The organism is Roseobacter cerffii, assembly GCF_054226325.1.
Window position 1 is genome coordinate 396,696 of the sequence record NZ_CM135757.1, and the last position, 26,199, is coordinate 422,894.

Below are 26,199 nucleotides of genomic sequence, written 5' to 3' on the forward strand. Positions count from 1 at the left end.
ATCCCCGAACGCGTGGCTCTCGGACATCAAGGCGTCACAAACGGTAAGGGCCTTTTGGTGTTTGGGCTTCCGTAAATGGCGCCCGGTCAACGCGTGCAAACCGTCCTGCCGCCCAGACCCTCGGAGCACCCGCTCATGCAACGGCGCTCGAACGCAAAAATCACGCCGCGATTAGCAGATTTTTAAAGCGCCGCTTTTATGCCAGCCGAGGGCACCAATCTGAGAGGTTTTTGACGTATGAATTTCCTGGGTCGAATTGGCGTGGGTGGACGTCTCTGCGCACTTGTTCTGCTGTCAATCGCGGGTCTTTTTGCGATGCAGAAAACCGCGGTCTTCACCTTTCAGGACGCTTCCATCGAGATGAAGGAGGTCGAACTGACCCACCTGACCGAGGTCGCGATGTCCATGCTGCGCGGCTTTCACGCGCTTGAGGTCGCAGGCGAGATGACGCGCGAGGAGGCCCAGCAAGCCGCGGTCACCGCGATCGAGGCGCTGCGCTATGAGGGTGAGAATTACTATTTTATCACCGATATGAGCCAAGTGATGGTGGCCCATGGTGCGAACCCCGCGCTGGCAGGGCGGGACTTCACAGACTTCACGGATCCGAATGGCGTCTACCTCTTCCGCGATATCGTGGACAGCGTGCGCGACGGCACCGCGGGGACTGTCTGGTATCAATGGGCCGCGCCCGGCGCGCAGGATGGCGACCCGCCCATCGACAAGATTTCAGTCGTAATGCCCTTCGAGCCGTGGAACTGGGTGGCCGGGACCGGGGCGTATTTGTTGAACATCGAAGCCGCGCAAGCCTCGGTCAATCGCGACCTCTATCAGATGCTGATCACGCTCGGCGTGGCGCTCGCCGCGGTGGCCGCCGTGATCGCCTATAGCGTCACGCGTCCGCTGGGGCGCCTGACCAGCCGCATGTCCGCGCTATCCGAGGGCGATACCACTTCCGATGTGCCCTACAGCAAGGACCGGAACGCCTTTGGTGAGATATCGCGGGCGCTCGAGGTCTTCCGCACCGGCTTGATCGAACGCGCCGAGATGCAGGAGGCGGCACAGCTGCGTGAGACAGAAGAGCGCGCGCGGCAACAGCGGGAAATGGAACGGGAACGCCTGCAGGAAGAGCAAAACCATGCGGCGGAACTGAAGGCGCAGGAAGAAAAGCAGCGCATCGAAGCTGAGGCGCAGGCCGAGAGGGAGGCGCGCCAGCGGGCCGAGATGGAAGAGCGCGAAGCCCGCACCGAACAGCAGAACAAGGTGGTCGAGGCGCTTGGCCAGGGTCTCAAGAAGCTTGCCGAAGGCGATCTGACCGGCGAAATCTCCGACGAATTCCCGGCTGAATATGAGAAGCTCAGGGCGGACTTCAACTCGGCTATCATTTCCCTGCGGGATGTCGTCGGCGCCGTGACCAACAACGCGGGCTCGATCCGGCTCGAGGCGGGCGAGATCACGACAGCGGCGGATGATCTGTCGCGCCGCACCGAAAAGCAGGCTGCGACCCTTGAAGAGACAGCCGCAGCCCTGGATGAGTTGACAAGTTCGGTTCAATCCGCGGCGGAAGGCGCACGCGAGGCCTCCGAGATGTCCAGCGATACGAAGGCCTCGGCAGACAAGGGCGGGACCGTGGCGCGCAAGGCGGTGGACGCCATGGAAGGTATCAAGGCCTCGTCCGAAGAGATCTCCAAGATCATCCAGGTCATTGAAGAGATCGCCTTCCAGACGAACCTTCTGGCGCTGAATGCCGGCGTTGAGGCGGCGCGCGCTGGTGAGGCTGGCCGCGGTTTTGCGGTCGTCGCCACCGAAGTGCGCGCGCTTGCGCAGCGCTCCTCCGAGGCGGCCCGTGAGATCACCCTTCTGATTTCAGACTCGACCCAGAAGGTGCAGCAAGGATTTGATCTTGTGGGTGAAACCGGTGCGGCTCTCGGCGATATCCTGACGTCGATTTCCGAGATTGCAGATCGCGTGAACACCATCGCGGCCTCGTCGCAGGAGCAGGCGCAAGGCATCAAGGAGATCAACTCCGCGGTGAACGAACTCGATCACGTCACCCAGCAAAACGCAGCAATGTTCGAGGAGACCACCGCTGCCAGCCATGCGTTGACCCAGGAGACCAATGCACTCGTATCCGCGGTCGAGAGATTTCGGCTCGGGGATGGTGCGGCACCTGCCGCCACCGGCGAGGAGGCTGCCGCGCTGCGCAAGGCAGGCTGACACCTCTCTGTGAGCACGGAACGCCAGCCTGAACTCTTGTTCAGCGCGGTTCATGGTTGCGGTTGAGGGTGACCCGGCCTCGCGCGCTCGACAGAAGTGATCGACCGCAAAATCTGAAGATACCTCAAAAAAAGGGGTCGCGTCTCCCGCGACCCCACATGTCTTCAGAGCAAGCGGCTTACTGCACAGTCGATTTTGGCGCGGCGGCAACCGGCGCCTCGGGCGCTGCGTCATCAGTCTCTGGCGCTGCAGCCGTCTCATTCGGCAGCGATGGTGTTGACGCATCGGTCACCGCCCCATTTGCCACATTTGCAATGCCATTCTCGAGACTGATGCCAAGCTCCTTGCCCAGAGCCTGCATCGCCGGCATCTGCAGCGCCATACCCAAGACCGAGTCGAGGGCTTGGTTGACCGGGGTGCCGCCACCCGGAGCCATCTCGCCGCCAATACCACCCATACCGGTCACCTGGTGGATCTTGATCGAATCGATCTTCTCGGCGGGTTTGACCATCTCGGCGATGATCGCGGGCATCGCTTCCAACTGCGCCAGACGCACCTTCATCGCAATGATCTCGGCGCTCAATTCGTTTTCCGAATTGGCGATCGCCGTCTGGCCTTCCGCCGTTGCCAGCAGGTCGGTCCGCTTCGCTTCCGCGCGCACCTTCACCGCATCCGCATCCGCTTGCGCCTCTTCCAGCAGGGCCGCAGCGCGGTCGGTCGCGGCATCCTTCTCGGCTGCCGCCGCGAGCTGGATCGCCGTGGCCTTCCGCTCCGCTTCTTTCTGAGCCTCGATGATGGCAATGCGTTTCTGACGCTCCGCTTCAGCCACCGCACGTGCGGTCTCGATGGCCTCCGAGGCCTTCTTCGCCTCGGCCCGGGCCTGGTCGGCGGACGCGCGTGCCTGGCTTTCTTCCTCGGATTTGCGCGCGACGATGATCTGACGATCCTGATCGGCGACCTCCAACTCGCGCTCCTTGGCAATCTCCGCCTCGCGGATGGCGCGTTCGCGCTCGATCTCGGCCGCCCGCACCGCGCGCTCCCGCTCGATCCGCGCTTGCTCCTTGGCCTGGTCCGAGGCCTCCTGGCTGCGTGCGATTTCAGCCTGCTGCTTGGCCTTCAGGGTCTCAATCTCGCGGATTTGGTCGAGCGAGGCCTCCTCCTGTTCGCGATCAATGTTGTACTTAATCTTCTCCGCTTCCATCTCGGACCGCGCGACCGACACATCCGCCTCGGCGGTGATCTCGGCGCGCTTCTTGCGCGAGGTGGCAATCACCTCGGCGAGCTTCTGCATACCCACCGCGTTGAAGGCGTTGTTCTCATCCAGCGACTCAAAGGGTGTCTGGTCCAGCGCGGTGAGCGAGACCGCCTCCAACTCCAGACCGTTCTTCAACAGGTCTTCCGAGATCGCGTTCTGCACCTCCTGCACAAAGCTCGCACGGTTCTCGTGCAGCTCGTCCATCGTCATCTGCGCCGCAACAGCGCGCAGGCCATCGACCAGTTTGCCTTCGATCATCTCGCGCAGCTGATCCACATGGAAGGTCCGGTCCCCCAGCGTCTGCGCGGCGCGGGAGATTCCGTCTTCGGTTGCATTCACCGAGACGTAAAACTCTACGCCCACATCAACCCGCATCCGGTCCTTGGTGATCAATGATTGATCGTTGATACGCGCAACTTCGAGGCGCAGGGTCTTCATGTTGACCTTGGCGATCTCATGCAAGAAGGGGATGACGATCACACCGCCATCCATGATCACCTTGCGACCGCTGGAACCGGTACGGACAAGGCTCGTCTCGCGCGTGGCGCGCTTGTAAAGCCGGGCGGCGATCAGGCCGATGAAAAGAAGCAGGCCAACGACGACGGCTGCAATGGTCAGGATAGCGTTTAAGGGCATTCGAAACTCCTCTCGTTGAGAAAACTGGGTAAGTCTGGCGGGCGGTCAGATCACGAAGAACTGGTCGCCGCGTTTGCGGATCAGGGTGACATCGCTGCCTTGCGGAAAGACGCCGTCGTCATAAAGCGGCTCGACCCGCAGGTAGTGGGTGTTGCCAAAGCGATCCTTGATCTTGGCTTCGGCAGGCTTTCCGCGCGCGGCGGTGCCTTGCGTGATCGTACCACGATGCCCGCCCAGGAACCGACGGCGCATGGCGCTTGTCTCGGTTTTCGGCATGATTGCGGCCACCCAACCGGTGATAAACCGTGTCAGCGTCACCGCAGGGACCAGCGCTACGGCCGTCGCGACCAGCATGGGCACAGCGATCCCGAAGGCGCTCAAAACGACCGATTGCAGGACCAGGCCGGACAGGCCGAACATGGTCAGAAAGCAAACCAGCCATATTAGAAAGGGCACCTCGCCAACACCCAACCAGCCGAGGAGCCCCGACGGACCAGACACTTCGGTCTCGACCAAATCCGCCGCATCGGCGTCGATGTCGAGCGACAGATCGAAATCCGCATCCATATCCACATCGACATCGGGTGCATCAGCCCCGATCCCCAGGACACTGCTGCCGAGCAGAAGGCTCAGAATTTCCAGCAAAAACAGGGCCAAAACAATCGCTAGAGCACTTGCAAAGGGCAAGGACTGCGGGTTGAGAAATACGTCCAGCATAGTCATCCTTTCTGCTCTCACATAAGCACTTCTTCACGAAAATGTTAGAGATAAATGTGCATATGGTGAAATTTTATTCACTTTAGTTGAAACATTGCAGAAATTTGCCTATCTATGCCCGGTCATCTCACGCAATGCACCCTGGGGCGCCCCATGCCGGATTTCATGCGACGTCGAAGACTGGCGCGATTTCTTAATCGCAGCGCGGATCGCGTTGGCGATCTCGATCCGCCCGAACGGGGCTGGATTTCCACGTTGAGGCAGGCGCTGTCGATGTCGGCCGAGGATGTGGCCGCGCGCAAGGGGGTCAGCCGCAACGCCGTCTATCAGGCGGAACGCAGCGAAAAGGAAGGGTCGATCTCGCTCAAGCAGATGGACCGCCTCGCACGCGCCATGGGCGGGCGCTTCGTCTACGCCATCGTGCCGGACAAACCCGTCGAGGCGATCAAATACGATCAGGCGCTGCAAAAGGCGCGCCTGCAGTCACAGTCCGAGACCGGTTTTGACGATATGCCAACAGAAGAGCAGCAGGACTGGATCGAAGACTACGCCGCACAGCTCATGCAGGACATGCCGCCCGATTTCTGGTCTCTTCCGAAGTAACCCGTCTGACCGACGGCAACCTCCCCGAAACCCCACGTCGGGTTGCGCTTGACAAGGCGCGCCGATCTAAAGCAACTGCTTGGTGCGCTGGTGCTTGGGCTTGCCTGAGTGAAAAGGGAATGTGCAGCCGCGATCCGGCAAAGCACAGCCGCCCCCGCGACCGTGAACGGAAAGGGCTGCCAAGGCCACTGGAGCATCGCTCCGGGAAGGTGGGCAGACCGCAGGCAAATGCCGAGATTCGTGAGCCGGGAGACCTGCCAGCGCGATGCGAAAACCGGACGGGGTGTTCCGGTGACGAGACACGCGCCCAAGGGCCTCTCTCGCCATCTGACCCGCGTCCCATGACAGATGGGACATGGACTATGACAACCAAGGCAATTGAGCCTGCGCCACCACCAACCGAACTGCTGGTCTGCATCAAATGTCGGCGCGGGCAGGATATCCCCGAGGATGACCGCCGCCCGGGCCAGCGGCTCTATGACACGCTGGCCGCCAACACGCTGCCCGATGGCATCCGCCTCACCGCCGTGGAATGCCTGCAGAACTGCGACCATGGCTGCACCATCGCTCTGCGCGGCGGTGATCGCTGGACGTATATCTACGGAAACATCGATGAAGTGTCGCATCCGGACGTGCTGCTCGACGGGGCGGCGCGCTACAACGCCACGCAAGACGGTTTGATCCCGTGGCGCGAGCGCCCGGAGCACTTTAAACGCAACTGCATCGCGCGCATCCCGCCGCTGGAGACGACCCATGACTGATCTTGCAAAACTTCCCGTCACCGTGATCACCGGCTTTCTGGGTTCGGGCAAAACCACGCTGATCTCGCAGCTCATGCAGAACCCCGGCGGCAAGCGCCTAGCGGTCGTTGTGAACGAGTTTGGCGATGTGGGCGTCGATGGCGACATTCTGAAAAACTGCGCCATCCCCGATTGCCCGGCGGAAAACATCATGGAGCTGGCCAATGGCTGCATCTGCTGCACCGTGGCCGATGATTTCATCCCCACCATCGAGGCGCTCATGGCACTCGAGCCGCGCCCCGACCACATCCTAATCGAAACCTCAGGCTTGGCCCTGCCAAAGCCCTTGCTGAAAGCCTTCGACTGGCCGGATATCCGCTCCAAGATCACCGTCGATGGTGTGATCGCATTAGCCGATGCCGAGGCCGTGGCCTCTGGTCGTTTCGCCCCGGATGTGGCCGCTGTGGACAAGCAGCGCGAAGCCGACGAGAGCATCGACCACGAAACCCCGCTGTCCGAGGTCTTCGAAGACCAGATCTCCTGCGCCGACATCATCCTTCTGACCAAGCCTGATCTTGCAGGCCCAGACGGTGTGGCGAAGGCCAAAGCGATCATCGCTGCCGAAGCCCCGCGCCCACTGCCCGTGGTCGAGGTGGCTGAAGGCATGGTCGATCCCCGCGTGATCCTCGGGCTCGAGGCCGCCGCGGAAGACGATATGGACGCGCGACCCAGCCACCACGACGCCCCCCATGATCACGACCACGAGGACTTCGACAGCATTGTCGTCGACATCCCCGAACTCGCAGAGCCGGCGGACCTCGTCCGCGCCGTGGAAACCCTCGCCGACGCGCACAACATCCTGCGGGTGAAGGGCTATGCCGCCGTTGCGGGTAAACCGATGCGCCTGCTGGTCCAGGCGGTCGGCGCGCGGGTGCGGCATCAGTACGACCGCCCCTGGCAGCCGGGTGAGGCGCGGCAGGGCCGTCTCGTGGTCATCGCCGAACATGACGACATCAACCGCGCCACCATCGAAGCGGTGCTGGGCGTGCACGCGCCCGAACCCGCCGAGTAGGCCATGCACGTCGTCTTCCGCGAAAGCCACGGTCTGGAAGAGACCGAGACGCCCACCGATCTGGGGCAGACGCCCGCAGATCTGGTGGTGCTCTCGTTTTCCGACAGCGACCTGGGCGCTTTCGCGGAAGCCTGGCGGCGTGGCGGCGGGCCCGAAGGCAAGCTGCCCACGCTCCGCCTTGCCAATCTCGCCGCTCTGAAACACCCGCTCTCCGTCGACACCTATGTGGAGCAAACGCTGGAGGGCGCGAAAGGTATCCTCATTCGCCTCATCGGCGGCGTACCTTATTGGTCCTACGGGCTGCAGCAGGTGCGTGCGTTGGCGGAGCGCAAAGGCATTGCGCTCGCCGTACTGCCCGCCGATGGACGCATGGACACGCGGCTTGACGACCATGCGACCCTGCCGGTCTCGACCCTGCGCCGCCTGTCGCATCTCTGCGACACCGGCGGTGTGGTAGCGGCGCAAGCGGCACTGGCACAAATGGCGCTGGCCGCCGGGCTCTACGCTGGGCCCGTTCGCGGCGCCAAGTCCCTGCCGCTGGTTGGCACCTGGACGCCTGAGCATGGGGTGACCTGCCCGGTTCTGATGCAGACCGCGACCGAAAAACCGCGGCTGCTCATCACCTTCTACCGCTCTTACCTCGTCGCCGCCGACCTTGCTCCAATTGAGGCGCTGTTCGCTGCCTTCCGCGCGCGGGGCTACGATGTGCTCGGTCTCTTTGCCCCGTCGCTCAAAGCTCCAGAAGCAGCAGGCTGGCTCCGTCGCCAAGCGGCCACCCTCACACCCGCGGCCATCGTCAACGCCACCGCCTTCAGTGGCAAAGGTGAGGGCGGCACCTCGCCCCTCGACGCAGGCCAAGTGCCGGTGTTCCAAGTGGCGCTCGCTACCTCGACACAAGAGGCCTGGGCCGAGGCCGAGCGCGGCCTATCGCCTGCCGACCTCGCCATGCATGTGGTGCTGCCCGAAGTCGATGGTCGGATCATGGCTGGCGTCGCTTCATTCAAGCAGCCCGGCCTGCGCGATCCGCATCTGGAATTTGCCCGCTACGCCCACGCGCCGGTGCCCGACCGCATTGCAGCCATCGCCGACCGGGTGGACGGCTGGCTGACGCTGGCGCGGACGCCGGTGGCCGAGCGGCGCGTCGCGCTGCTGCTCTCGACCTACCCAGGGAAAAACTGGAACACGGGCCACGCGGTCGGGCTCGATGCGCCTGCATCGGCGGACGCGATCCTCGAGGATCTGCGCGGCGCGGGCTACGCGATACCGACATCGCACCGACGCCATACCGACGTGACACCGACGTCATACCGATGTTGGAATTTGGCCGAATATCGCGCTGCTCTGGCCCGCCTGCCGCAGCGCCTGTGCGACGATTTGGAGACCGTCTGGGGCGCCCCGGAAAACGACCCAATGGTGCAGGATGGCGCCTTCCACTTCCCGGTCACCGAGGCGGGTCAGGCCTTCATCGCCCTGCAGCCCGAGCGCGGGCACCCCGACCACCGCGTCGATGAGTACCACGATCTGTCTCGCACACCGCGCCACGGCTATGTCGCCTTTTACCTCTGGCTGCAGACGCAAGCAGATGCGCTGGTCCACATCGGTGCGCATGGTACTTTGGAGTGGCTGCCCGGGAAATCTGTCGCCTTATCAGAGGCTTGCTGGCCGGAAGTGCTGACGGGCGCGCTGGCGGTGATCTACCCCTTCATCGTGAACGATCCCGGCGAGGCGGCGCAAGCCAAGCGCCGCATCGGTGCAGTCACACTGGGCCATGTCCCGCCGCCCCTGCGTGAAAGCGGCACGCCAGATCGGCTCATACGCCTCGAAGCCCTGCTCGATGAGTTCTCCAACGCTGACGGCCTCGATCCGCGCCGCCGCGATCGGTTGCAGGCGGATATCCGCGACGAGGCGCAGGCTTTGGGCGTCGAGGACGACCTCGGCCTCGACCGTGCCGGATGCAACGCCGAGGCGATCACGCGGATCGACCGTTTTGTCTGTGATATCAAGGAGATGCAATTTGGCGAGGGCTTGCACGTCTGGGGCCGCCCGGCCCGTGCGACCAGCGCCTTCGAGACCAGCCTCTCGGTTGCTGCAGAGCGGCAGTCGCTGCTCGATGCGCTGGACGGGCGTCGCATTGAAGCCGGTCCCTCCGGCTCGCCCTACCGCGGTCGCATGGACGTTCTGCCCACGGGCCGCAACCTCTACACCACCGATCCCCGCTCGGTCCCAACCCGTGCCGCCTATGCGCAAGGGGTCAAGTTGGCGGATGAGTTGATCCGGCGACACCTGCAGGATGCGGGCGATTGGCCGCGCGGTCTCGTGGTGGATCTCTGGGGCTCGGCCACCATGCGTACGGCGGGCGAGGATTTTGCCATGGCGCTGCATCTGCTGGGCACCCGGCCCGTCTGGGATGAGGGGTCTGAGCGGGTCTCCGGCATCGAGGTTCTGCCGATCACCGAGTTGGACCGGCCTCGCATTGATGTCACCCTGCGGGTCTCCGGCCTTTTCCGCGACGTCTTCCCGACGCTGTCAGCGCTTTTTTCTCAAGCAATACGGGCGCTTGCCGTGCGCGATGAGGCGCCGGATTGGAACCCCTACCTGGGCCGCGACGATCTCGCGCGCGTCTATGGTCCGCAGCCGGGTCGCTTTGGCGTCGGCATGGCCGACGCCGCTGAAACCTACACGTCCGAGGGTCGGCAGGCGGCGGGCGAGGCCTGGCTGAATGCCAGCGCCTGGGCGCTGGATGGCGACAAGGCGACCGAGCAGGGCGCGGGCCTTCGGGCGCGGGTCGCCGCAGCTGACAGCTTCGTGCACGCGCAGGATCTGCCCGAGACGGATATTCTGCTCGCCGCCGACTACGCGGCCCATGAGGCCGGATTTGCAGCGGCGCAGGCGATCACCGGCGGTCAGGCCGCACTCTATCATCTCGACAACACCGATCCGAACCGCCCGCGCGTCCGCGCCTTGCCGGAAGAAGTGGCCCGGGTCGTGCAGGCGCGCGCCGCCAACCCTGCCTGGGTTGCCGGGATGCGGGCGCATGGTTTCCGGGGCGCGGCGGAGATTGCCGCCACCCTCGACCACATGGCGGCCTTCGCGCATCTCGCGGGGGCCGTGTCGTCGCATCTGTTCGACCTCTATCACGACGCCACGCTGGGGCATCCGGAAACGGACCGTTTCCTGCAGGGTGCCAACCCCGAGGCGCGCGCCGCGATGCTTGCCCGCTTTGCCGAGCTTCATGCGGCGGGCCTCTGGGCCACACGTCGCAATTCCATCCTGGCCCATCTGGAGGCCGCGCAGTGATCCCGGAACCGACGGTCAAGGGATGGTGCCCCGGCGCCTATCGCCCAATGATGTCGGGCGATGGTTTGATTATCCGCGTGCGACCGTTCTTTGCGCGCCTCGACAGGGAGCAGGTCTTGGGGCTTTGCACGGTGGCAGAGACCTTTGGCAACGGCTTCATCGATCTGACCAATCGTGCCAATCTGCAAATTCGAGGCATCGCAGAGGGCGACCATGACCGTGTCCTACAGGCGCTGCACGCGTTGGGTCTGCTTGATGAAGACCCGGAAATCGAAGCTCGGCGCAACATGCTCGTCACGCCCTTCTGGGGCCAAGATGACGACAGCTATCAGATCATCCTTTTGCTGCTCGATGCGCTGCCGCAGCTTCCAGAGCTGCCCGCAAAATTCGGCTTTGCGGTGGATACTGGGGCGGTGCCGCTGCTGCAGACCGCGTCCGCTGATATCCGGATCGAGCGGGCGGACGAGGGTTTTCTACTGCGCGCCGACGGGTCGGGTCGCGGCCGATTGGTTCAGCGGTCCGAGGTCCAAAACGCAGTGATCGAGCTCGCTGAGTGGTTCACACGTCACCGCGCTGCAGATGAACGCAGGATGGCGCAGACCGTTCAGCGGGCTGGCCTGGCTGCGTCGTGGACAACCATTACCAAGCCGAGCGGCGGACTGCGCCCGAAGCCTGGTCATCACGCCCTGGGTGCCTTGGTCGGTGCCGCATTCGGGCAGCTCGAGGCTGGGGCACTCAAGCAGGTGATGACGGACACCTCTGCCACAGGACTGCGCGTTACGCCTTGGCGCATGATCCTTCTGGAAGGCACCGAACGCGTGACGGCGCCTGACCTCATCAGTTCGGACAATTCACCACTTCTCACGGCGCAGGCCTGTCCCGGGACCCCGTTCTGCACCACTGCGACGGTCGAAACACGAGCTCTCGCGCGCGCCTTGGCGTCACAGATTGGCGGCAGCGTGCATGTGTCGGGCTGCGCCAAGTCCTGCGCGTCCAAGCAAAGCGCAGATGTCACGCTGATCGGGCGAGACGGGCGTTTCGATCTTGTACGGAACGGCCACGCGTGGGATGCCCCCCAGAAGACCGGGCTGCGGCCTGACGAGATTCTGACGGAACTGAAAACGCCTGCATGACTTACACCTATGAAACCGACGGCGCCGCGATCTATACGCAATCCTTCGCCACGATCCGGGCCGAGGCGGACCTCGCGCGCTTTGCGGCTGACGAGGAGCAGATCGCTGTTCGCATGATCCACGCCGCAGGTCTCGTCGGTTTGGAGAAGCACATCCGGTTTTCCCCCGAGTTTGCAACGGCGGCGCGTGCGGCTTTGCAGGGGGGCGCCCCGATCTTGTGCGATGCGCGAATGGTCAGCGAAGGTGTCACACGTCCGCGCCTCCCTGCGAGCAACGCCGTTATCTGTACCTTGCATGATGATGGTGTGCGGGACCTGGCTGCGCAGATGCAGAACACCCGGTCTGCAGCCGCGCTGGAGCTCTGGCGCCCCCATCTTGAAGGTGCGCTGGTGGCCATCGGCAATGCGCCCACCGCGCTCTTTCACTTGCTCAACATGTTGCAGGATCCAGACTGTCCGCGCCCGGCTGCGATCATCGGATGCCCGGTGGGCTTCGTTGGCGCGGTGGAAAGCAAGGACGCGCTTTGGGCGGATCAACCCGTGCCCTGCTGCATCGTGCAGGGGCGTCTTGGCGGCAGCGCGATCACTGTCGCGGCGATCAATGCGATCGCGAGCAGGGCCGAATGAGCGTCGGGACCCTCTATGGGGTGGGCCTTGGCCCAGGTGATCCCGATCTGATGAGCGTCCGGGCCGACCGCCTGTTGCGTCAGGCCAAGCACGTGGCCTTCTTCCGCAAGGCCGGTCGCGCGGGCCAGGCCCGCCGAATTGTCGAAGGGCTTCTTCACTGTGAAGCCATTGAATTTCCTATGGAATATCCTGTGACGACAGAGATCCCTGTCGAGGATCCGGCATATAACGCAGCCCTATCGAGCTTCTATGCCGCTTGTACCGATCACCTGCGTCATCTCGTGGAGAAGGGCGAGGATGTGGTGGTGCTTTGTGAAGGCGACCCGTTCTTCTTCGGCTCTTTCATGCACCTTTACACCCGGCTGAAAGACGAGGTGCCGGTTGAGGTGGTGCCCGCGATCACCGGCATGTCCGGCGCGTGGACGGCCACCGGTCAGCCGGTCACCTGGGGCGATGATATCCTCACGGTACTGATGGGCACCCTGTCGGAAGATGTGTTGACCGACGCCATGGCGCGCTGCGATGCGGTTGTGGTCATGAAGATCGGGCGGCATTTCGAGAAGGTGAAATCGGCCCTGAAAGCCGCGGGCAAGTTTGAGGCCGCTTGGCTCATCGAATATGCCAGCATGCCGCAACAGAGCGTGCAGAAATTGGCCGAGGCCGGGGACAAGATCACCCCGTATTTCTCCATCATCGTCGTGCACGGGCAGGGCCGCAGGCCATGAGTGGTTGGCTGGTGATTGCCGGACTGGGTCCGGGGAGCGCTGATCTGGTGACCCCCGACGTCAGCGCGGCGCTCGCCGAGGCCACGGATGTGGTGGGCTACATCCCCTACGTGGCGCGGGTCGCCGAACGGGAGGGTCTGACGCTGCACCCAAGCGACAACCGGGTCGAGCTCGACCGGTCGCGCCACGCGCTTCAGATGGCATCCGAAGGGCGGCGTGTCGTGGTTGTTTCCTCCGGCGATCCTGGCGTTTTCGCCATGGCCGCCGCCATCTTCGAAGCGGTCGAGGCGGGCCCGGACACGTGGCGTGACTTGGATATTCGCGTGGCGCCAGGCATCACCGCGATGCTGGCCGCCGCCGCCCGTGTGGGGGCTCCTTTGGGGCACGATTTCTGTGCCATCAACCTCAGCGACAACCTCAAGCCCTGGTCCCTGATCGAGCGGCGTCTGCGCTTGGCGGTCGAGGCTGATTTCGCCATGGCGTTCTATAATCCGCGCTCGAAGGCGCGACCTGAGGGGTTTCAGAAGACCCTCGATATCCTCAAGGATGCCTGCGCCGACGACCGCCCGGTGGTCTTCGCTCGTGCCGTCTCAACGCCCGAGGAGGATATCTGCATCGTCCCGCTACAACAGGCCGAGGCCGGGATGGCCGACATGCGCACGATGGTCATTATCGGCGCGTCGAACACCCGGATGATCGCCCGCGATGGCACTCCTTGGGTCTATACGCCGAGATCGGTCGAGGCATGAGCGATCCAGTCCAGAACCGCCGGAATGTCGTGCAGCTCGACCCGGGCGGGCAATGTCGGGCGCGCGATCATGATGACCGGCAGACCCAAGTCCCGTGCCGCGCTGATCTTGGCGTAAGCGCCTGTTCCGCCAGAGTTCTTCGACACGATAAGGCTGATCTTGTGTTCTCGCATCAGGGTCAGGTCGCCTGCAACACTGAAGGGTCCACGGTCGACAATCACGTGATGGTCCGGAAATGGGGGAGGTGTATCTGGCGGGTCAACCAGCCGGAGCAGATAGCTGTGCTGCGGATGCGGTGCAAAGGCGGGCAGGTTCAGGCGTCCAATGGCCAGCATGACCCGTTCCGCGGGCCGGTCGAGCGCAGCAACGGCGCCCGCGATGTCCGGAACCGCGGTCCAGTTGTCTCCGCTCTTCGGACTCCACGGCGCGCGGGTCAGCGCGGCCAATGGGACGAGTGCCTTTGCACAGGCAGCCACCGCATTGCAGCTCATCTGAGCGGCAAAAGGATGCGTCGCATCAATCACATGGGTGATGTTGTTCTGCTGAAGATAGTCTCGCAGCCCTGCCACACCGCCAAAGCCGCCGATCCGCTGTGGCAGAGGTTGTCGAACCGGGCGCGCGACGCGGCCTGCAAAGGAGATGGTGCCGCGCAGCCCTGCTTCGGCCAGCGCGCGGCACAGCGCGGTGGCTTCGGTCGTGCCGCCGAGAACCAGCAGGTTCGGGTCCATGTCTGAGGCTCCGTGGTTGACCATCATCGGGTTGGGAGAAGATGGCCTCAAAGGCCTCGCCCCCGCAAGCCGCAAGGCGTTGGAGGCTGCGGAAATCGTGATCGGCCCGCCGCGGCATCTTGATCTGGTTGGGTCACTTGGTTGCGAAACACGTGCCTGGCCGGTTCCTTTCGCGGATGGCATCGCGCCGCTCCTCGCGCTGCGTGGCAAGCGGGTGGTCGTGTTGGCCTCGGGCGATCCCTTCTGGTTTGGCGCGGGGGGCACCCTGGCCAAGCACCTCGATCCACAGGAATGGTTGAGCTTGCCGGGGCCGTCCAGTTTTTCCCTGGCGGCCAACCGTCTGGGATGGTCCCTCGACCGCATTACCTGCCTTGGGCTGCACGCCGCGCCTCTGAGCCGCTTGCGTCCGCATCTTGCGCGCGGTGCCCAGTTGCTGGTTTTGCTGCGTGACGGCGCGGCGGTTCAGGAACTTGGTGCCTATCTCGCTGGCGAAGGTTTTGGCGTCTCCTCTCTCGCGGTTCTCGAAGCCCTCGGCGGGCCGCGTGAGCGGATCACCCACGCAACCGCAGCGACAGTGCCTGAGGAGAGGTTTCAGCACCCCGTCTGTGTCGCTATCGGTGTGGCGGGTAATGGCGCTGCGCTCTCGTTGGCCGGCGGTCGACCTGACGCGTGGTTCGAGAGCGATGGTCAGATCACGAAGCAACCGGTGCGCGCGCTCACGCTTTCGGCTCTCGCGCCTGAGCAAGGCGAGTTGCTCTGGGATATTGGCGGTGGCTCGGGCTCTATCGGCATCGAATGGCTGTTGGCCCATCCCACTCTGCAGGCGATCAGCTTCGAGCCGCGCGCGGATCGGGCCGCGCGGATCGAGAGTAACGCAGCCAGGCTCGGCGTCGATCGTCTGACCGTCGTCAACGGTGCTGCGCCCGAGATCCTCGACGGTCAGCCCAAGCCTCACGCCGTGTTTGTTGGTGGCGGCCTCTCCGCAACCCTTCTGGACTGGCTGGAAACCCATCTTGATCCAGGCACCCGCATCGTCGCGAATGCGGTGACACTGGAGACCGAGGCGCTTTTGCTGCAAGCTCGGGAGCGATTGGGTGGAGATCTGATCCGGCTGGAGCTGTCCCGTGCTGAACCGCTGGGACCCAAACGCGGCTGGAAGGCCAGCTATCCCATCGTACAATGGAGTGTGCGCTTATGATTGCGGCAGGGTTCGGATTTCGGAAAGAGGCCTCCGCGGCCAGCTTGGAAGATGCCTATGCAAAGGCCTGCGAGTCCGCTGCGCCCGAGGTGCTGGCCACGGTGGATGACAAGGCCATCGCCGAGGCGTTTCGACTGTTTGCAGAAGAGCTTGATCTGCCGGTCAAGGCGGTTCCGGTGGATGTGCTGAAACAACAGAAGACAACCACGGAATCGGCGGCGTCCAAGGAGCGGTACGGTACGGGCTCGTTGGCCGAAGCCGCGGCTCTGGCTGCGGCCGGGCCCGGCGCGCGGCTCTTGACCGTGCGGCAGATATCGGCCGACAAGCTCGCGACCTGCGCGCTCGCCATCAGAGAGACCTCATGACCGTCCATTTCATCGGCGCCGGACCTGGCGCGCCCGACCTTCTCACTCTGCGGGGGCGGGATCTGATCGCCGCCTGCCCGGTCTGCCTCTATGCCGGATCGCTGGTGCCTGACGCGGTGCTGGCACATTGTCCGCCGGGCGCCGAGGTGGTGAATACCGCGTCGATGTCTCTCGACGAGATCATCGATGCGATCTCGGTTGCGCACGCAGCTGGCAAAGACATCGCGCGGCTGCATTCCGGTGATCTATCGGTGTGGTCCGCGATGGGCGAGCAGATGCGTCGCCTACGCGAGGCAGACATTCCGGTGTCGGTGACGCCCGGTGTGCCCTCCTTCTCCGCAGCCGCCGCAGCCCTTGGCACCGAGTTGACGCTACCGGGTCTCGCACAATCGGTTGTTTTGACCCGCACACCGGGGCGGGCGTCATCGATGCCGGAAGGCGAGACGCTCACAAATTTCGCCGCCACCGGTGCCACGCTGGCGATCCACCTGTCCATTCAGAACCTCGACACGGTGGTGCGCGATCTGACACCCGCCTATGGCGCGGATTGCCCGGTGGCGGTGGTCTACCGGGCCAGTTGGCCGGACCAGCAGATCATCCGCGGCACGCTCGGGGATATCGCCGATCAGCTGGACGCCGGGATTGCCCGAACGGCGCTCATCCTCGCCGGGCCCGCTCTGGCAGGCGAGGGGTTCGATGAAAGCTGCCTCTACGCGGCGGACTACGACCGCCGTTATCGACCGCAAAGCGCGGACAGCCCCTGGGCCAGCTGGAGTCACGGCGATGATTGAACGACCTGGGATCATGATTTCAGCGCCCTCGTCAGGCACCGGCAAAACCACGGTGATGCTGGGCCTGCTGCGCGCGCTTGCGGATGACGGCCTGAAGGTGCAGCCCTTCAAGTCTGGCCCGGACTACATCGACCCTGCGTTTCATCAGGCGGCCTGCGGGCGCGCGTCGTTCAACCTAGACACCTGGGCAATGGGCCCCGATCTGCTGAACGCAATTTCAGACGAGGCGGACGGCGCCGAGCTTTGTGTCGCCGAAGGGTCCATGGGGCTCTATGACGGTGTGGCCACGCGCGGTCAGTCCGGTTTTGGCAGCAGCGCGGAGACGGCGCAACGCATGGGCTGGCCTGTGGTTCTGATCGTTGATGTGAGCGGGCAGGCGCAATCGGCGGCGGCGACCGCCTTGGGTTTTCAGACCTACAACCCCGATGTGCCCTTCGCGGGCGTGATCCTGAACCGATGTGCCTCTCCGCGCCACGAGCGTCTCGCGCGGCTGGGGATGGAGAACGCGGGGCTTAAGGTGCTGGGCGTCCTGCCGCGCCGTGGAGATCTGACATTGCCCGAGCGGCATCTCGGCCTGATCCAGGCGGTTGAGCATCCCGATCTCGATGCGGCCATTGCGGGGTACGCCGAGTTTCTGCGCGCGCATGTCGATGTTGCGGCGATCCGGCAGGCCGCGCGAGGCGGGGCCGCAGCCGTATCGGGAGCGGATTTACCAGAGCCACCCGCGCAGCGCATCGCCCTGGCGCAGGATGCGGCATTTTCCTTCACCTACCCGCATGTTCTGGAGGGGTGGCGCCGCGCGGGGGCGGAGGTTGTGCCGTTTTCACCCTTGGCTGACGAGGAGCCGGACCCTGCTGCGGATCTTGTCTGGCTGCCCGGCGGATACCCAGAGTTGCACGGTGCGACCCTGGCAGCCGCGACGCGGTTCAAAGCAGGTCTGCGGGCGCATGCTGCAAGCAAACCGGTGCATGGCGAGTGCGGTGGCTACATGGCGCTGGGGCAGGCGCTCATCGACAAGGAGGGCACGCGGCACGAGATGGCGGGTCTGCTTGGGCTCGTGACCAGCTTTGAAAAGCGGAAATTTCACCTCGGCTACCGCCGGGCTGTGTTGCACGCTGGCTTGCCCGGCCATCAACCTGGCGCAGCTCTGCGCGGGCACGAGTTTCACTACTCGACCATCCTCGATCAGCCCGACGCGCCGCTGGCCGACGTCGTGGATGCCGATGGAAACCCTGTGCCGGAAACCGGCTCTCGCCTCGGCAATGTGACCGGCACCTTCTTCCACCTGATCACCGCCGAGGAGCAGGCGTGACCGGTTTCGTCAGCTTTGTGGGCTCGGGACCGGGCGATCCTGAGCTGTTGACGTTGAAAGCCGTGGATCGTCTGAAACGGGCCGACGCAGTGCTGTTCGACGATCTCTCCTCCGGGCCGATCCTCAGCCATGCCCGCTCCGGGGCCGATCTGGTGGGGGTTGGGAAGCGGGCAGGGCGCCCCTCGCCGAAACAGCACCATGTCAGCCGCCTGCTGGTGGAATATGCCGAGATGGACCAGCGCGTGGTGCGGCTGAAATCGGGCGACAGCGGGCTCTTTGGGCGGCTGGAGGAGGAGTTGGTGGCCCTGCGCGAGGCTGGCGTCCCCTACGAGATCATCCCCGGCATCCCGTCGGCCTGTGCCGCTGCGGCTGCGGCGGGTATCCCGCTTACACGCCGGCTGACGGCGCGCCGGGTGCAGTTCGTCACGGGGCACGATGTCAGCGGGCAATTGCCGCAAGATCTCGACCTCAACGCCCTCGCAGACCCCACAGCCTCGACCGTTGTCTTCATGGGCAAGCGAACCTTTCCAAGGCTGCTCGATGCCCTTGCTGCACGGGGTCTGCCCGGCGACACCCCCGCGATCCTTGCCGAAAGCGTCAGCACACCGGATCAGAGCATCCGGCGCACCACCGTTTCTAAGCTGGCTGCGCAATTGGACCGCGAAATCAGCGACCAGCCAGCGTTGATCCTCTACGGGCCGTTCGCCGAGAGTTGAACGTCGCTTTTGCGCTTGTCCGCGCGCGCAGATCAAGGATACGACTGAAGCACGGTGCCACGACTTGTGGCTGAAAAGGGAACTGAGTGAAAGTCTCAGACTGCCCCCGCAACTGTAAGCGGTGAGCGCTCCGGATGATCCACTGGCCTCTTGGCTGGGAAGGACCGCAGCGCCTCGACCCGCAAGTCAGGAGACCTGCCGTAAAGCTCAAACCCGTGTGATCACGGATATTTATCCGCCGGAGGGGCGGGACAGAAAGGATCAATCATGCATATCGAACCCGGCGTCGTCGATGGGGCCAAGATGGCCTTTGCCTATGCAACCGCTGCAGGGGCTGCGGGCTATACCGCCAAACTCGCACTCCACGACCTCAAGATCCACAGTGCCGGCTCATTCGCGGTGCGGACCGTTTTGGCCGCCCTCGGCACCTTCATCTTTTTCGAGGTGTTGCCGCATTTCCCGGTGGGTGTCTCCGAGGTGCACTTCATTCTTGGCACCACGCTCTTCTTGCTGATGGGTGCGGCGCCGGCCGCGCTCGGCCTTGCGCTTGGCCTCCTGATTCAGGGGGCTTTCTTCGCACCGAGCGATCTGCCGATGTATTTCGTCAACGTCACGACTTTGCTGGTGCCGCTCTTCGCCATTTCGGCTTTGGCGCAGCGGTTCATCCCGGCGGATCGGGCCTATGTCGATCTGGCCTATGCTGACGTCTTCAAGCTGTCCGCCATGTATCAGGGTGGCGTTGTGGCCTGGGTCGCGTTCTGGGCGTTCTATGGCCAGGGATTCGGTGCCGAGACGGTCCAGTCGGTCTGGACCTTCGGAATTGCGTATCTTCTGGTGATCCTGATCGAACCAATTGCCGATCTGGCGGTGCTTGCGGGCGCCAAGGCGCTTCGGTCGGGCAAAGTCGAGGGTCTGTTCACAGCGCGTCTCTACGAAGGCGCGTAATCTAGGTAAGGCGCGGCCCGGACCCTGCGATGTGGTCCGGGCTTTCTTGTGGGTGACAATATGATCACTGAGCTCTGGCTGATTGGTATCGGCACCGGGTCACCGCATCACGTGACGGGTGAAGGATTGCAGGCCATCCGCGAGGCGCGGACAATCCTCGTACCACACAAGGGCTCTGGCAAAGATGATCTGGCCGAGCTGCGCTATCGCATCATCGAAGCTGCAGGCTCGACCGCGCAGGTCCTCCAGTTCGACTACCCCGAACGCGATCCCGCCTTGCCCTACGAGGAGCGCGTGACGCGGTGGCATGATGAGATCGCGGTGCGGTGGGCCCAGACGGCTGATCAGGCGGGTTCGGATGGGCCTGTGGCCCTGCTGGTCTGGGGCGATCCGTCGCTCTATGACAGCACGTTGCGCATCGCCGGACGTTTGATCCCACCGCCCACCATCCGTGTGGTGCCGGGTATTATGGCGATACAGGCTCTGACCGCAGCTCATGCGATCCCGCTCAACGACGTGAATGGGCCGATCCAGATCACCACCGGGCGCCGCCTGCGCGATGCAGGATGGCCCGAGGGCATAGATCGTCTTGTGGTCATGCTCGATGGCGAAGCAAGTTTTCAGGAGCTGACAGAGCCCAACCTCACGATCTGGTGGGGCGCCTACCTGGGCATGCCGGAACAGATTATCGCGGCGGGTCCGTTGGCAGAGGTCACGGACAAGATCCTCGATGCCCGCGCTGCTGCTCGGGCGCGGCATGGGTGGATCATGGACACCTATCTGCTCAGCAAAACCACGAACTGAACAGATTGTGCGTTGAGAACTTGAGAATCATTCTCAAATTACTTGACAGTTGCGAGTGATTTGCATTTACAGGTGGCAAGAGCTGTCTATGTCATGGAGAGTCTGATGCTAAGAAGAGTGATGCAATCAACGTCCGTCGCGGCGCTTGCCGCGGTTCTGGCGACCGCAGTCGCCGCGGATGAGAAGATGAAGGTGGTCACCACCTTTACCGTTCTGGCCGATATGGCATCAAACGTTGCGGGCGATGCGGCCGAGGTGGTCTCGATCACCAAGCCGGGCGCCGAGATCCACGGATACGAGCCGACGCCGCAGGATATCGTGCGGGCCTCGGATGCAGATCTGATCCTCTGGAACGGCATGAACCTTGAGCTGTGGTTTGAGCAGTTCCTCTCCAACATGGAGGATATCCCGTCGGTGACGCTTACGGATGGCATCGACCCGATTCCGATTGCTTCCGGATCCTATGAGGGCAAACCCAACCCTCACGCCTGGATGGGCTTGGATAACGCGCTGATCTACATCGACAATATCGTTGCTGCTTTTGTCGAGACCGACCCGGACAACGCCGAAACATACGAGCAGAACGGCGCGGCCTATAAAGACGCGCTGCGCGAGACCATCGAACCCCTTCGCGCAGCCGTTGCGGAGATCCCGGACAATCGGCGCTGGCTGGTGACCTGCGAAGGCGCGTTCAGCTATCTGGCGCGCGACTTCGGAATGAATGAGCTTTACCTCTGGCCGATGAACGCTGATCAGGTTGGGACACCTCAGCAGGTGCGATCCGTGATCGACGGTGTGCGCGACAACGATATCCCCGTCGTCTTCTGCGAGAGCACGGTGAACACGGCGCCGGCCGAGCAGGTTGCGCGCGAGACCGGCGCGGCCTACGGCGGTGTTCTCTATGTCGACAGTCTCAGCGCGGCGGATGGCCCGGTACCGACCTATCTCGATTTGCTGAAGGTCACGTCAACCACCCTGGCTGAAGGGCTCACGGAGGCCATCAATTGATCGACCGGTGACAACGGGCTATGTGCCCGTAGAAGAGCGACGATCAGGGGCGGCGCGAACGGTGCCCCTGGGTTAGGACAACGATATGCGCGATGATCCATTCCAACGCGACACATCGCCGGGCGCACAGACCGGCGGTGTTGGTCTGCGTGCGCAGGACGTAACCGTCACCTATCGCAATGGGCACACCGCGCTGTGGAATGCGAGCTTCGAAATCCCGCGTGGGACAGTTACGGCGCTTGTGGGCGTCAATGGTGCCGGGAAATCGACCCTTTTCAAGGCGATCATGGGTTTTGTGCCCGCGTCGCAGGGCGACATCAGCATTCTGGGGATGAGCGTGCGCGCGGCCCTCGGCAAAAACCTCGTGGCTTACGTCCCGCAGTCGGAAGAGGTGGACTGGGCATTCCCCGTTCTGGTCGAAGACGTGGTGATGATGGGTCGCTATGGCCACATGGGCTTTCTGCGACGCCCCCGGCAAGCGGATCACGACGCGGTTGAAAAGGCGCTCGCACGGGTCAGTATGCAGGATTTTCGGCACCGCCAGATAGGCGAGCTGTCGGGTGGCCAGCGCAAGCGCGTGTTCCTCGCCCGCGCGCTGGCACAGGATGGACAAGTAATCCTGCTCGACGAGCCCTTCACCGGTGTGGACGTGAAAACCGAAGAGCAAATCGTTGCTCTGCTGCGCGATCTGCGGGCCGAAGGGCGCGTCATGCTGGTCTCGACCCACAACCTTGGCTCGGTGCCGGAATTCTGCGACCGGACCATCCTCGTCAAGGGCACAGTGTTGTGCCACGGCCTGACGGAGACGACCTTCACGCGGGAGAACCTCGAGAAAGCCTTTGGCGGTGTGCTGCGCCATTTCACCCTGGGCGGCAACACTCTGCACGATGACGAGGACGCCCGCGAGGTGACGATCTTCACCGATGATGAGCGGCCGTTCGTGCAATACGGCGACAAGACCCAGCGCACGGACCAGGGCTCATGATCGACCTGCTGCTCGAGCCCTTTGGCTACAGCTACATGACCAATGCGATGTGGGTCTCGGCGTTGGTCGGCGGGGTCTGTGCGTTTCTCTCCGCCTATCTGATGTTGAAAGGCTGGTCGCTGATCGGAGATGCGCTGTCTCATTCCGTCGTACCGGGCGTGGCAGGGGCCTACATCCTCGGGCTGCCCTTCGCCCTGGGGGCCTTTATCGCCGGTGGTCTGGCGGCGGGGGCGATGCTCTTCCTGTCGGAACGTTCCGGTCTGAAGGTCGATGTCATCATCGGCCTGATCTTCACCTCCTTTTTTGGCCTTGGGCTCTTTATCGTCTCGATCAACCCGATTTCAGTCTCGATCCAGACCATCACGATGGGCAACATTCTCGCCATCACACCCGAAGACACGTTGCAGCTTGTCCTGATCGGGTTGATTTCGCTGACAGTGCTTTTGTTGAAGTGGAAAGACCTGATGGTGACCTTCTTCGATGAAAATCACGCGCGCGCCATCGGGCTGCGTCCCGGCCTTTTGAAGGTTGTCTTTTTCGTGCTGCTGTCCGCCAGCGTCGTGGCGGCGATGCAGACGGTGGGCGCGTTTCTGGTCATTGCGATGGTGGTCACCCCCGGGGCGACCGCTTACCTGCTCTGTGATCGCTTCCCGAGGCTGATCGCAACCTCTGTCGCCATCGGCGCGGGCAGCAGCTTTCTCGGTGCCTACATCAGCTACTTCCTTGATGGCGCCACCGGCGGCATCATCGTCACGCTGCAAACCGTGATCTTCCTGCTGGCCTTTTTGCTCGCGCCGAAGCATGGGCTGCTGGCCGCGCGGCGCAAGGCAGCGATACAGCGAGATGCGATGCCGGACCGGACAGAGGAGCTCGCCTGATGGATCCGCAGACGTTGCTCATGCCGTTCTCTTTCGGGTTCATGCAGAACGCGTTTCTGATTTCGATGATCGTATCGGTCCCGACCGCGCTGCTCTCCTGCTTTCTTGTGATGAAGGGCTGGGCGCTGATGGGCGACGCGGTGAGCCATGCAGTGTTGCCGGGTATCGTGCTGGCCTACATCTTCGGCATTCCTCTCCTGATCGGCGCCTTCCTCGCGGGCATGACCTGTGCCATCGCGACCGGGTATCTCTCGACGAACAGCCGGGTGAAGCAGGATACGGTGATGGGCGTTGTCTTCTCGGGCATGTTCGGCGTGGGCATCGTGCTGTACGTTTCGGTCGAGACCAATGCGCATCTCGATCACATACTCTTTGGCAATATGTTGGGCGTGGAGCCGAATGAGCTTCTGACCGCCGGGCTCATCTCGGCCGTGGTCGGGGTGATGTTGGTACTGAAGTGGAAAGACTTGCTGTTGCATAGCTTCGACCCGGCCCAGGCGCAGGCGTCCGGGCTTTGGGTCAACGCGCTGCACTACGGTTTGCTCGCGGCCTTATCGCTCACGATTGTTGCAACCCTCTCTGCCGTTGGGCTGATCCTGGCGATCGGGCTGCTAATCGCGCCGGGCGCCATCGCCTTTTTGCTTGTGCGCAAGTTCTCCACCATGCTGTGGGTGTCGGTTCTGGTCTGCATGGCGTCGATGCTCCTCGGGACCTATGCCAGCTTTTTCCTCGACAGCGCCCCCGCACCGACAATTGTCCTGATCCTGACGGCGGTTTTCATCGTGGCCTTTGTCCGGCGCCAGGTTCAGACGCGACGGACGTCTCTCAAGCGGGTTGCGAAAGGCTGAAAGAGCGCTTGAAAAGAAAAAGCCCCGCAGAGTGCGGGGCTTTTCCAGGTTTCCGGTACCAGCTTATTCAGCGGGGCTGGCCGACATCTCCTCATCGATCTGATCGAAGGTGGTCGGAACCCCGGCTGCTTCACGACGTCCGTCGTTGAAGATCGCCTTGATCAGTGCGAGGCACATCAGAACCATCACGATCGAGAAGGGCAGGGCCCCGATGACCATCGCGGTCTGGATCGCCGACGTCCCGCCAGAGATCAGCAGACCAGCCACCACAAGGCCAAGTGCGGCACCCCAGAACAGGATGTGCGGGCGGGCTTTCGGGCCTTCGTCGCCTGCTGCATTGATGGTGTTCACGATCAACACGGCGGAGTCTGCCGAGGTCACGAGGAACGTCATCAGCAACACAACGATCATGACGGCCATTCCCCAGGCAAGGACTTGCGCGATTGGGGCAAGCATGAACTCTGTCATGGCAAAGATCTTGTCGCCATTGCCGGCGTCATAGATCAGCCCGTTTGCGCCACCGTTTAGTTCAAGGTCGATGGCGGTACCACCGGCCCAAGCGAACCAGACAAAGCACATCAGCGACGGCACGATCATCGCACCCAACACAAACTCGCGGATGGTCCGACCGCGCGAGATGCGCGCCAGGAACAGACCCACGAAGGGGGCAAAGGCGATCCACCAGGCCCAGTAGAAGACCGGCCACCAGCCCTGCCACTGCGCCAGCAGGAAGGCTTCCGACCCTTCGACACCGTCAGAGGCATAGACGTTGAAGCTGAGGAACGGCAGAGCGATCAGGTACTCCCAGATGCCGACGAAGAAGGCATTCACGCCGAACCATGTCGCCCCGAAGAGGATGAAGAAGCTCAAGAGGACAATCGACAGCACCATGTTGATGTTCGACAGCCATTTGATGCCCTTGCCAACGCCTGAGAGCGCCGAAAGTGTCGAGGCACCCATGATGATGAGCAGGGCGATGATGATGCCGAAGGTGTTTACCGTGTTGGCAATGCTCTCGCCATCGGCGTTGACGGCGCCTTCAGGATGCACAAGACCGCCGATGCCGATCCGGGTCATGCCCGCAACGAATTGGTCCACGCCGAATCCAAGTGTTTGCGCCACGCCGAGGATGGTCGCAACCACGGCCACGATGTCGATGAGGTGGCCCAGAAAGCCGGATAGCTTTGCGCCGAAGAGTGGTGTCAGCGATGAGCGGATGGTCAGCGGCAGGCCGCGGCGGTAAGTGAAGAACGCAAGACCAAGCCCCGCAACCGCATAGCATGCCCAGGCGCCAAGACCCCAATGCAGGTAGGACCACGTGTAGGCGGTCAGGATGTTGTCTTCGGCTCTAGCGGTCGTGATACCCTGAATAACTGATGGGTTATTCTGGAAATGCGCGACCGGTTCAGCAACGGCCCAGGTCAACATACCGACACCGATACCGGCACCGAACATCATGGAAAACCAGGAGAAATTCGAAAATTCGGGTTTCTCGCCATCGACCCCGAGGTTAAGGCGCCCGGCAGTGGGCCAAAGTGCGAGGCCGAGGCAGACGATCACAAAGAACGTCACGGTCCAGATGTACCAACCTGCCGCCGAGGCGAGGATGGCGGAGTTCCAGGCGCCCAGCACCGAACCCGCCCATTCCGGCCAGACGATCGCCCAGACCACGAGCGCAGATATGATTATCTTTGCGGGCACTGCGACTTGCTTGGAAAATCCGTTGTAGAAACCGCCCTCGGCGGTTTTGATCGGTAGATCAGATAATGGGGGTTTTATGGACATTCATTGTCTCCCTGTTCCCTGTTGGCCTGCATCACAGATGCCTGCGGGCTTCATGGTAGGGACAAGAGT

General features: G+C 63.1%; 24 protein-coding genes and 2 riboswitches. Of the genes, 20 read left to right on the forward strand and 4 right to left on the reverse strand.

The genetic code is table 11. The features are described 5' to 3' along the window. Positions 1-315 precede the first annotated feature (315 nt). Positions 316-2,214 carry a methyl-accepting chemotaxis protein gene (locus ACVC7O_RS01920; RefSeq protein WP_458324423.1) on the forward strand — a complete coding sequence of 633 codons (1,899 nt, stop codon included), beginning with the start codon at positions 316-318 and terminating at the stop codon, positions 2,212-2,214. Positions 2,215-2,392: 178 nt separating this feature from the next. Here the strand turns inward: ACVC7O_RS01920 and ACVC7O_RS01925 are convergent, their stop codons facing one another. After that, positions 2,393-4,105 (reverse strand): flotillin family protein, encoded by a 1,713-nt coding sequence (locus ACVC7O_RS01925; RefSeq protein WP_458324424.1) that lies wholly within the window; start codon positions 4,103-4,105, stop codon positions 2,393-2,395. A gap of 45 nt (positions 4,106-4,150) precedes the next feature. Continuing rightward, positions 4,151-4,822, reverse strand: coding sequence for a YqiJ family protein (locus ACVC7O_RS01930; RefSeq protein ID WP_458324425.1), 672 nt, complete (start codon positions 4,820-4,822; stop codon positions 4,151-4,153). A 153-nt stretch (positions 4,823-4,975) separates the two neighbouring features. Between ACVC7O_RS01930 and ACVC7O_RS01935 the strand changes: the two genes are divergently transcribed. From ACVC7O_RS01935 to cobJ, 8 genes are all read left to right on the forward strand, one after another. After that, positions 4,976-5,425 (forward strand): helix-turn-helix domain-containing protein, encoded by a 450-nt coding sequence (locus ACVC7O_RS01935; protein WP_458324426.1) that lies wholly within the window; start codon positions 4,976-4,978, stop codon positions 5,423-5,425. A 71-nt stretch (positions 5,426-5,496) separates the two neighbouring features. Beyond that, positions 5,497-5,701, forward strand: a riboswitch (cobalamin riboswitch). Between the two features lie 86 nt (positions 5,702-5,787). Further along, entirely contained in the window at positions 5,788-6,186 is a 399-nt protein-coding gene (locus ACVC7O_RS01940) for a DUF1636 family protein (protein WP_458324427.1), read from the forward strand. Beyond that, positions 6,179-7,237 carry a cobalamin biosynthesis protein CobW gene (gene cobW / locus ACVC7O_RS01945; protein WP_458324428.1) on the forward strand — a complete coding sequence of 353 codons (1,059 nt, stop codon included), beginning with the start codon at positions 6,179-6,181 and terminating at the stop codon, positions 7,235-7,237. The genes ACVC7O_RS01940 and cobW overlap by 8 nt, the downstream gene beginning before the upstream one ends. A gap of 3 nt (positions 7,238-7,240) precedes the next feature. Then, the gene (gene cobN / locus ACVC7O_RS01950) at positions 7,241-10,534 is read left to right on the forward strand and encodes a cobaltochelatase subunit CobN (RefSeq protein ID WP_458324429.1); all 3,294 of its coding nucleotides are present in this window, start codon (positions 7,241-7,243) and stop codon (positions 10,532-10,534) included. Further along, positions 10,531-11,667, forward strand: coding sequence for a precorrin-3B synthase (cobG, locus tag ACVC7O_RS01955; protein ID WP_458324430.1), 1,137 nt, complete (start codon positions 10,531-10,533; stop codon positions 11,665-11,667). Before cobN ends, cobG begins: the two co-directional genes overlap by 4 nt. Beyond that, positions 11,664-12,293, forward strand: coding sequence for a precorrin-8X methylmutase (locus ACVC7O_RS01960; protein ID WP_458324431.1), 630 nt, complete (start codon positions 11,664-11,666; stop codon positions 12,291-12,293). Before cobG ends, ACVC7O_RS01960 begins: the two co-directional genes overlap by 4 nt. Beyond that, positions 12,290-13,018 carry a precorrin-2 C(20)-methyltransferase gene (cobI, locus tag ACVC7O_RS01965; protein WP_458324432.1) on the forward strand — a complete coding sequence of 243 codons (729 nt, stop codon included), beginning with the start codon at positions 12,290-12,292 and terminating at the stop codon, positions 13,016-13,018. The genes ACVC7O_RS01960 and cobI overlap by 4 nt, the downstream gene beginning before the upstream one ends. Beyond that, positions 13,015-13,767 (forward strand): precorrin-3B C(17)-methyltransferase, encoded by a 753-nt coding sequence (cobJ, locus tag ACVC7O_RS01970; protein WP_458324433.1) that lies wholly within the window; start codon positions 13,015-13,017, stop codon positions 13,765-13,767. Before cobI ends, cobJ begins: the two co-directional genes overlap by 4 nt. Here the strand turns inward: cobJ and ACVC7O_RS01975 are convergent. Next, positions 13,740-14,495, reverse strand: coding sequence for a cobalt-precorrin-6A reductase (locus ACVC7O_RS01975; protein WP_458324434.1), 756 nt, complete (start codon positions 14,493-14,495; stop codon positions 13,740-13,742). The genes cobJ and ACVC7O_RS01975 overlap by 28 nt on opposite strands. On the opposite strand from ACVC7O_RS01975, the gene cbiE reads away from it, so the two are divergent. The 11 genes from cbiE to ACVC7O_RS02030 all read left to right on the forward strand — a co-directional run bounded on the left by cbiE (position 14,494) and on the right by ACVC7O_RS02030 (position 24,345). Then, entirely contained in the window at positions 14,494-15,693 is a 1,200-nt protein-coding gene (cbiE, locus tag ACVC7O_RS01980) for a precorrin-6y C5,15-methyltransferase (decarboxylating) subunit CbiE (RefSeq protein WP_458324435.1), read from the forward strand. The two genes, ACVC7O_RS01975 and cbiE, sit on opposite strands and share 2 nt — an antisense overlap. Then, a complete protein-coding gene (locus ACVC7O_RS01985) occupies positions 15,690-16,058 on the forward strand; it encodes a cobalamin biosynthesis protein (RefSeq protein ID WP_458324436.1) in 369 nt (122 codons plus the stop codon). Before cbiE ends, ACVC7O_RS01985 begins: the two co-directional genes overlap by 4 nt. Next, complete coding sequence (gene cobM, locus ACVC7O_RS01990; RefSeq protein WP_458324437.1) at positions 16,055-16,849, forward strand: precorrin-4 C(11)-methyltransferase; 795 nt, start codon at positions 16,055-16,057, stop codon at positions 16,847-16,849. Before ACVC7O_RS01985 ends, cobM begins: the two co-directional genes overlap by 4 nt. Next, a complete protein-coding gene (locus ACVC7O_RS01995) occupies positions 16,842-18,161 on the forward strand; it encodes a cobyrinate a,c-diamide synthase (RefSeq protein ID WP_458324438.1) in 1,320 nt (439 codons plus the stop codon). The genes cobM and ACVC7O_RS01995 overlap by 8 nt, the downstream gene beginning before the upstream one ends. After that, a complete protein-coding gene (gene cobA / locus ACVC7O_RS02000; RefSeq protein ID WP_458324439.1) occupies positions 18,158-18,877 on the forward strand; it encodes a uroporphyrinogen-III C-methyltransferase in 720 nt (239 codons plus the stop codon). The genes ACVC7O_RS01995 and cobA overlap by 4 nt, the downstream gene beginning before the upstream one ends. 37 nt (positions 18,878-18,914) lie before the next feature. Further along, positions 18,915-19,094: riboswitch (cobalamin riboswitch) on the forward strand. A gap of 50 nt (positions 19,095-19,144) precedes the next feature. Further along, complete coding sequence (locus ACVC7O_RS02005; RefSeq protein WP_458324440.1) at positions 19,145-19,822, forward strand: energy-coupling factor ABC transporter permease; 678 nt, start codon at positions 19,145-19,147, stop codon at positions 19,820-19,822. A gap of 60 nt (positions 19,823-19,882) precedes the next feature. Beyond that, positions 19,883-20,626 (forward strand): precorrin-6A synthase (deacetylating), encoded by a 744-nt coding sequence (gene cobF / locus ACVC7O_RS02010; protein ID WP_458324441.1) that lies wholly within the window; start codon positions 19,883-19,885, stop codon positions 20,624-20,626. 105 nt (positions 20,627-20,731) lie between these two features. Next, a complete protein-coding gene (locus tag ACVC7O_RS02015; protein WP_458324442.1) occupies positions 20,732-21,634 on the forward strand; it encodes a metal ABC transporter substrate-binding protein in 903 nt (300 codons plus the stop codon). Positions 21,635-21,719: 85 nt separating this feature from the next. Further along, on the forward strand, positions 21,720-22,619 hold the full coding sequence (locus ACVC7O_RS02020; protein WP_458324443.1) for a manganese/iron ABC transporter ATP-binding protein: 900 nt from the start codon (positions 21,720-21,722) through the stop codon (positions 22,617-22,619). Continuing rightward, positions 22,616-23,497: a metal ABC transporter permease gene (locus tag ACVC7O_RS02025; protein ID WP_458324444.1), complete on the forward strand. Its 882-nt coding sequence runs from the start codon at positions 22,616-22,618 to the stop codon at positions 23,495-23,497. The genes ACVC7O_RS02020 and ACVC7O_RS02025 overlap by 4 nt, the downstream gene beginning before the upstream one ends. Next, the gene (locus ACVC7O_RS02030; RefSeq protein WP_458324445.1) at positions 23,497-24,345 is read left to right on the forward strand and encodes a metal ABC transporter permease; all 849 of its coding nucleotides are present in this window, start codon (positions 23,497-23,499) and stop codon (positions 24,343-24,345) included. Before ACVC7O_RS02025 ends, ACVC7O_RS02030 begins: the two co-directional genes overlap by 1 nt. A 63-nt stretch (positions 24,346-24,408) precedes the next feature. Here ACVC7O_RS02030 and ACVC7O_RS02035 read toward each other — a convergent pair whose 3' ends face one another. Further along, the gene (locus ACVC7O_RS02035) at positions 24,409-26,130 is read right to left on the reverse strand and encodes a BCCT family transporter (RefSeq protein WP_458324446.1); all 1,722 of its coding nucleotides are present in this window, start codon (positions 26,128-26,130) and stop codon (positions 24,409-24,411) included. Between the last annotated feature and the right edge of the window lie 69 nt (positions 26,131-26,199).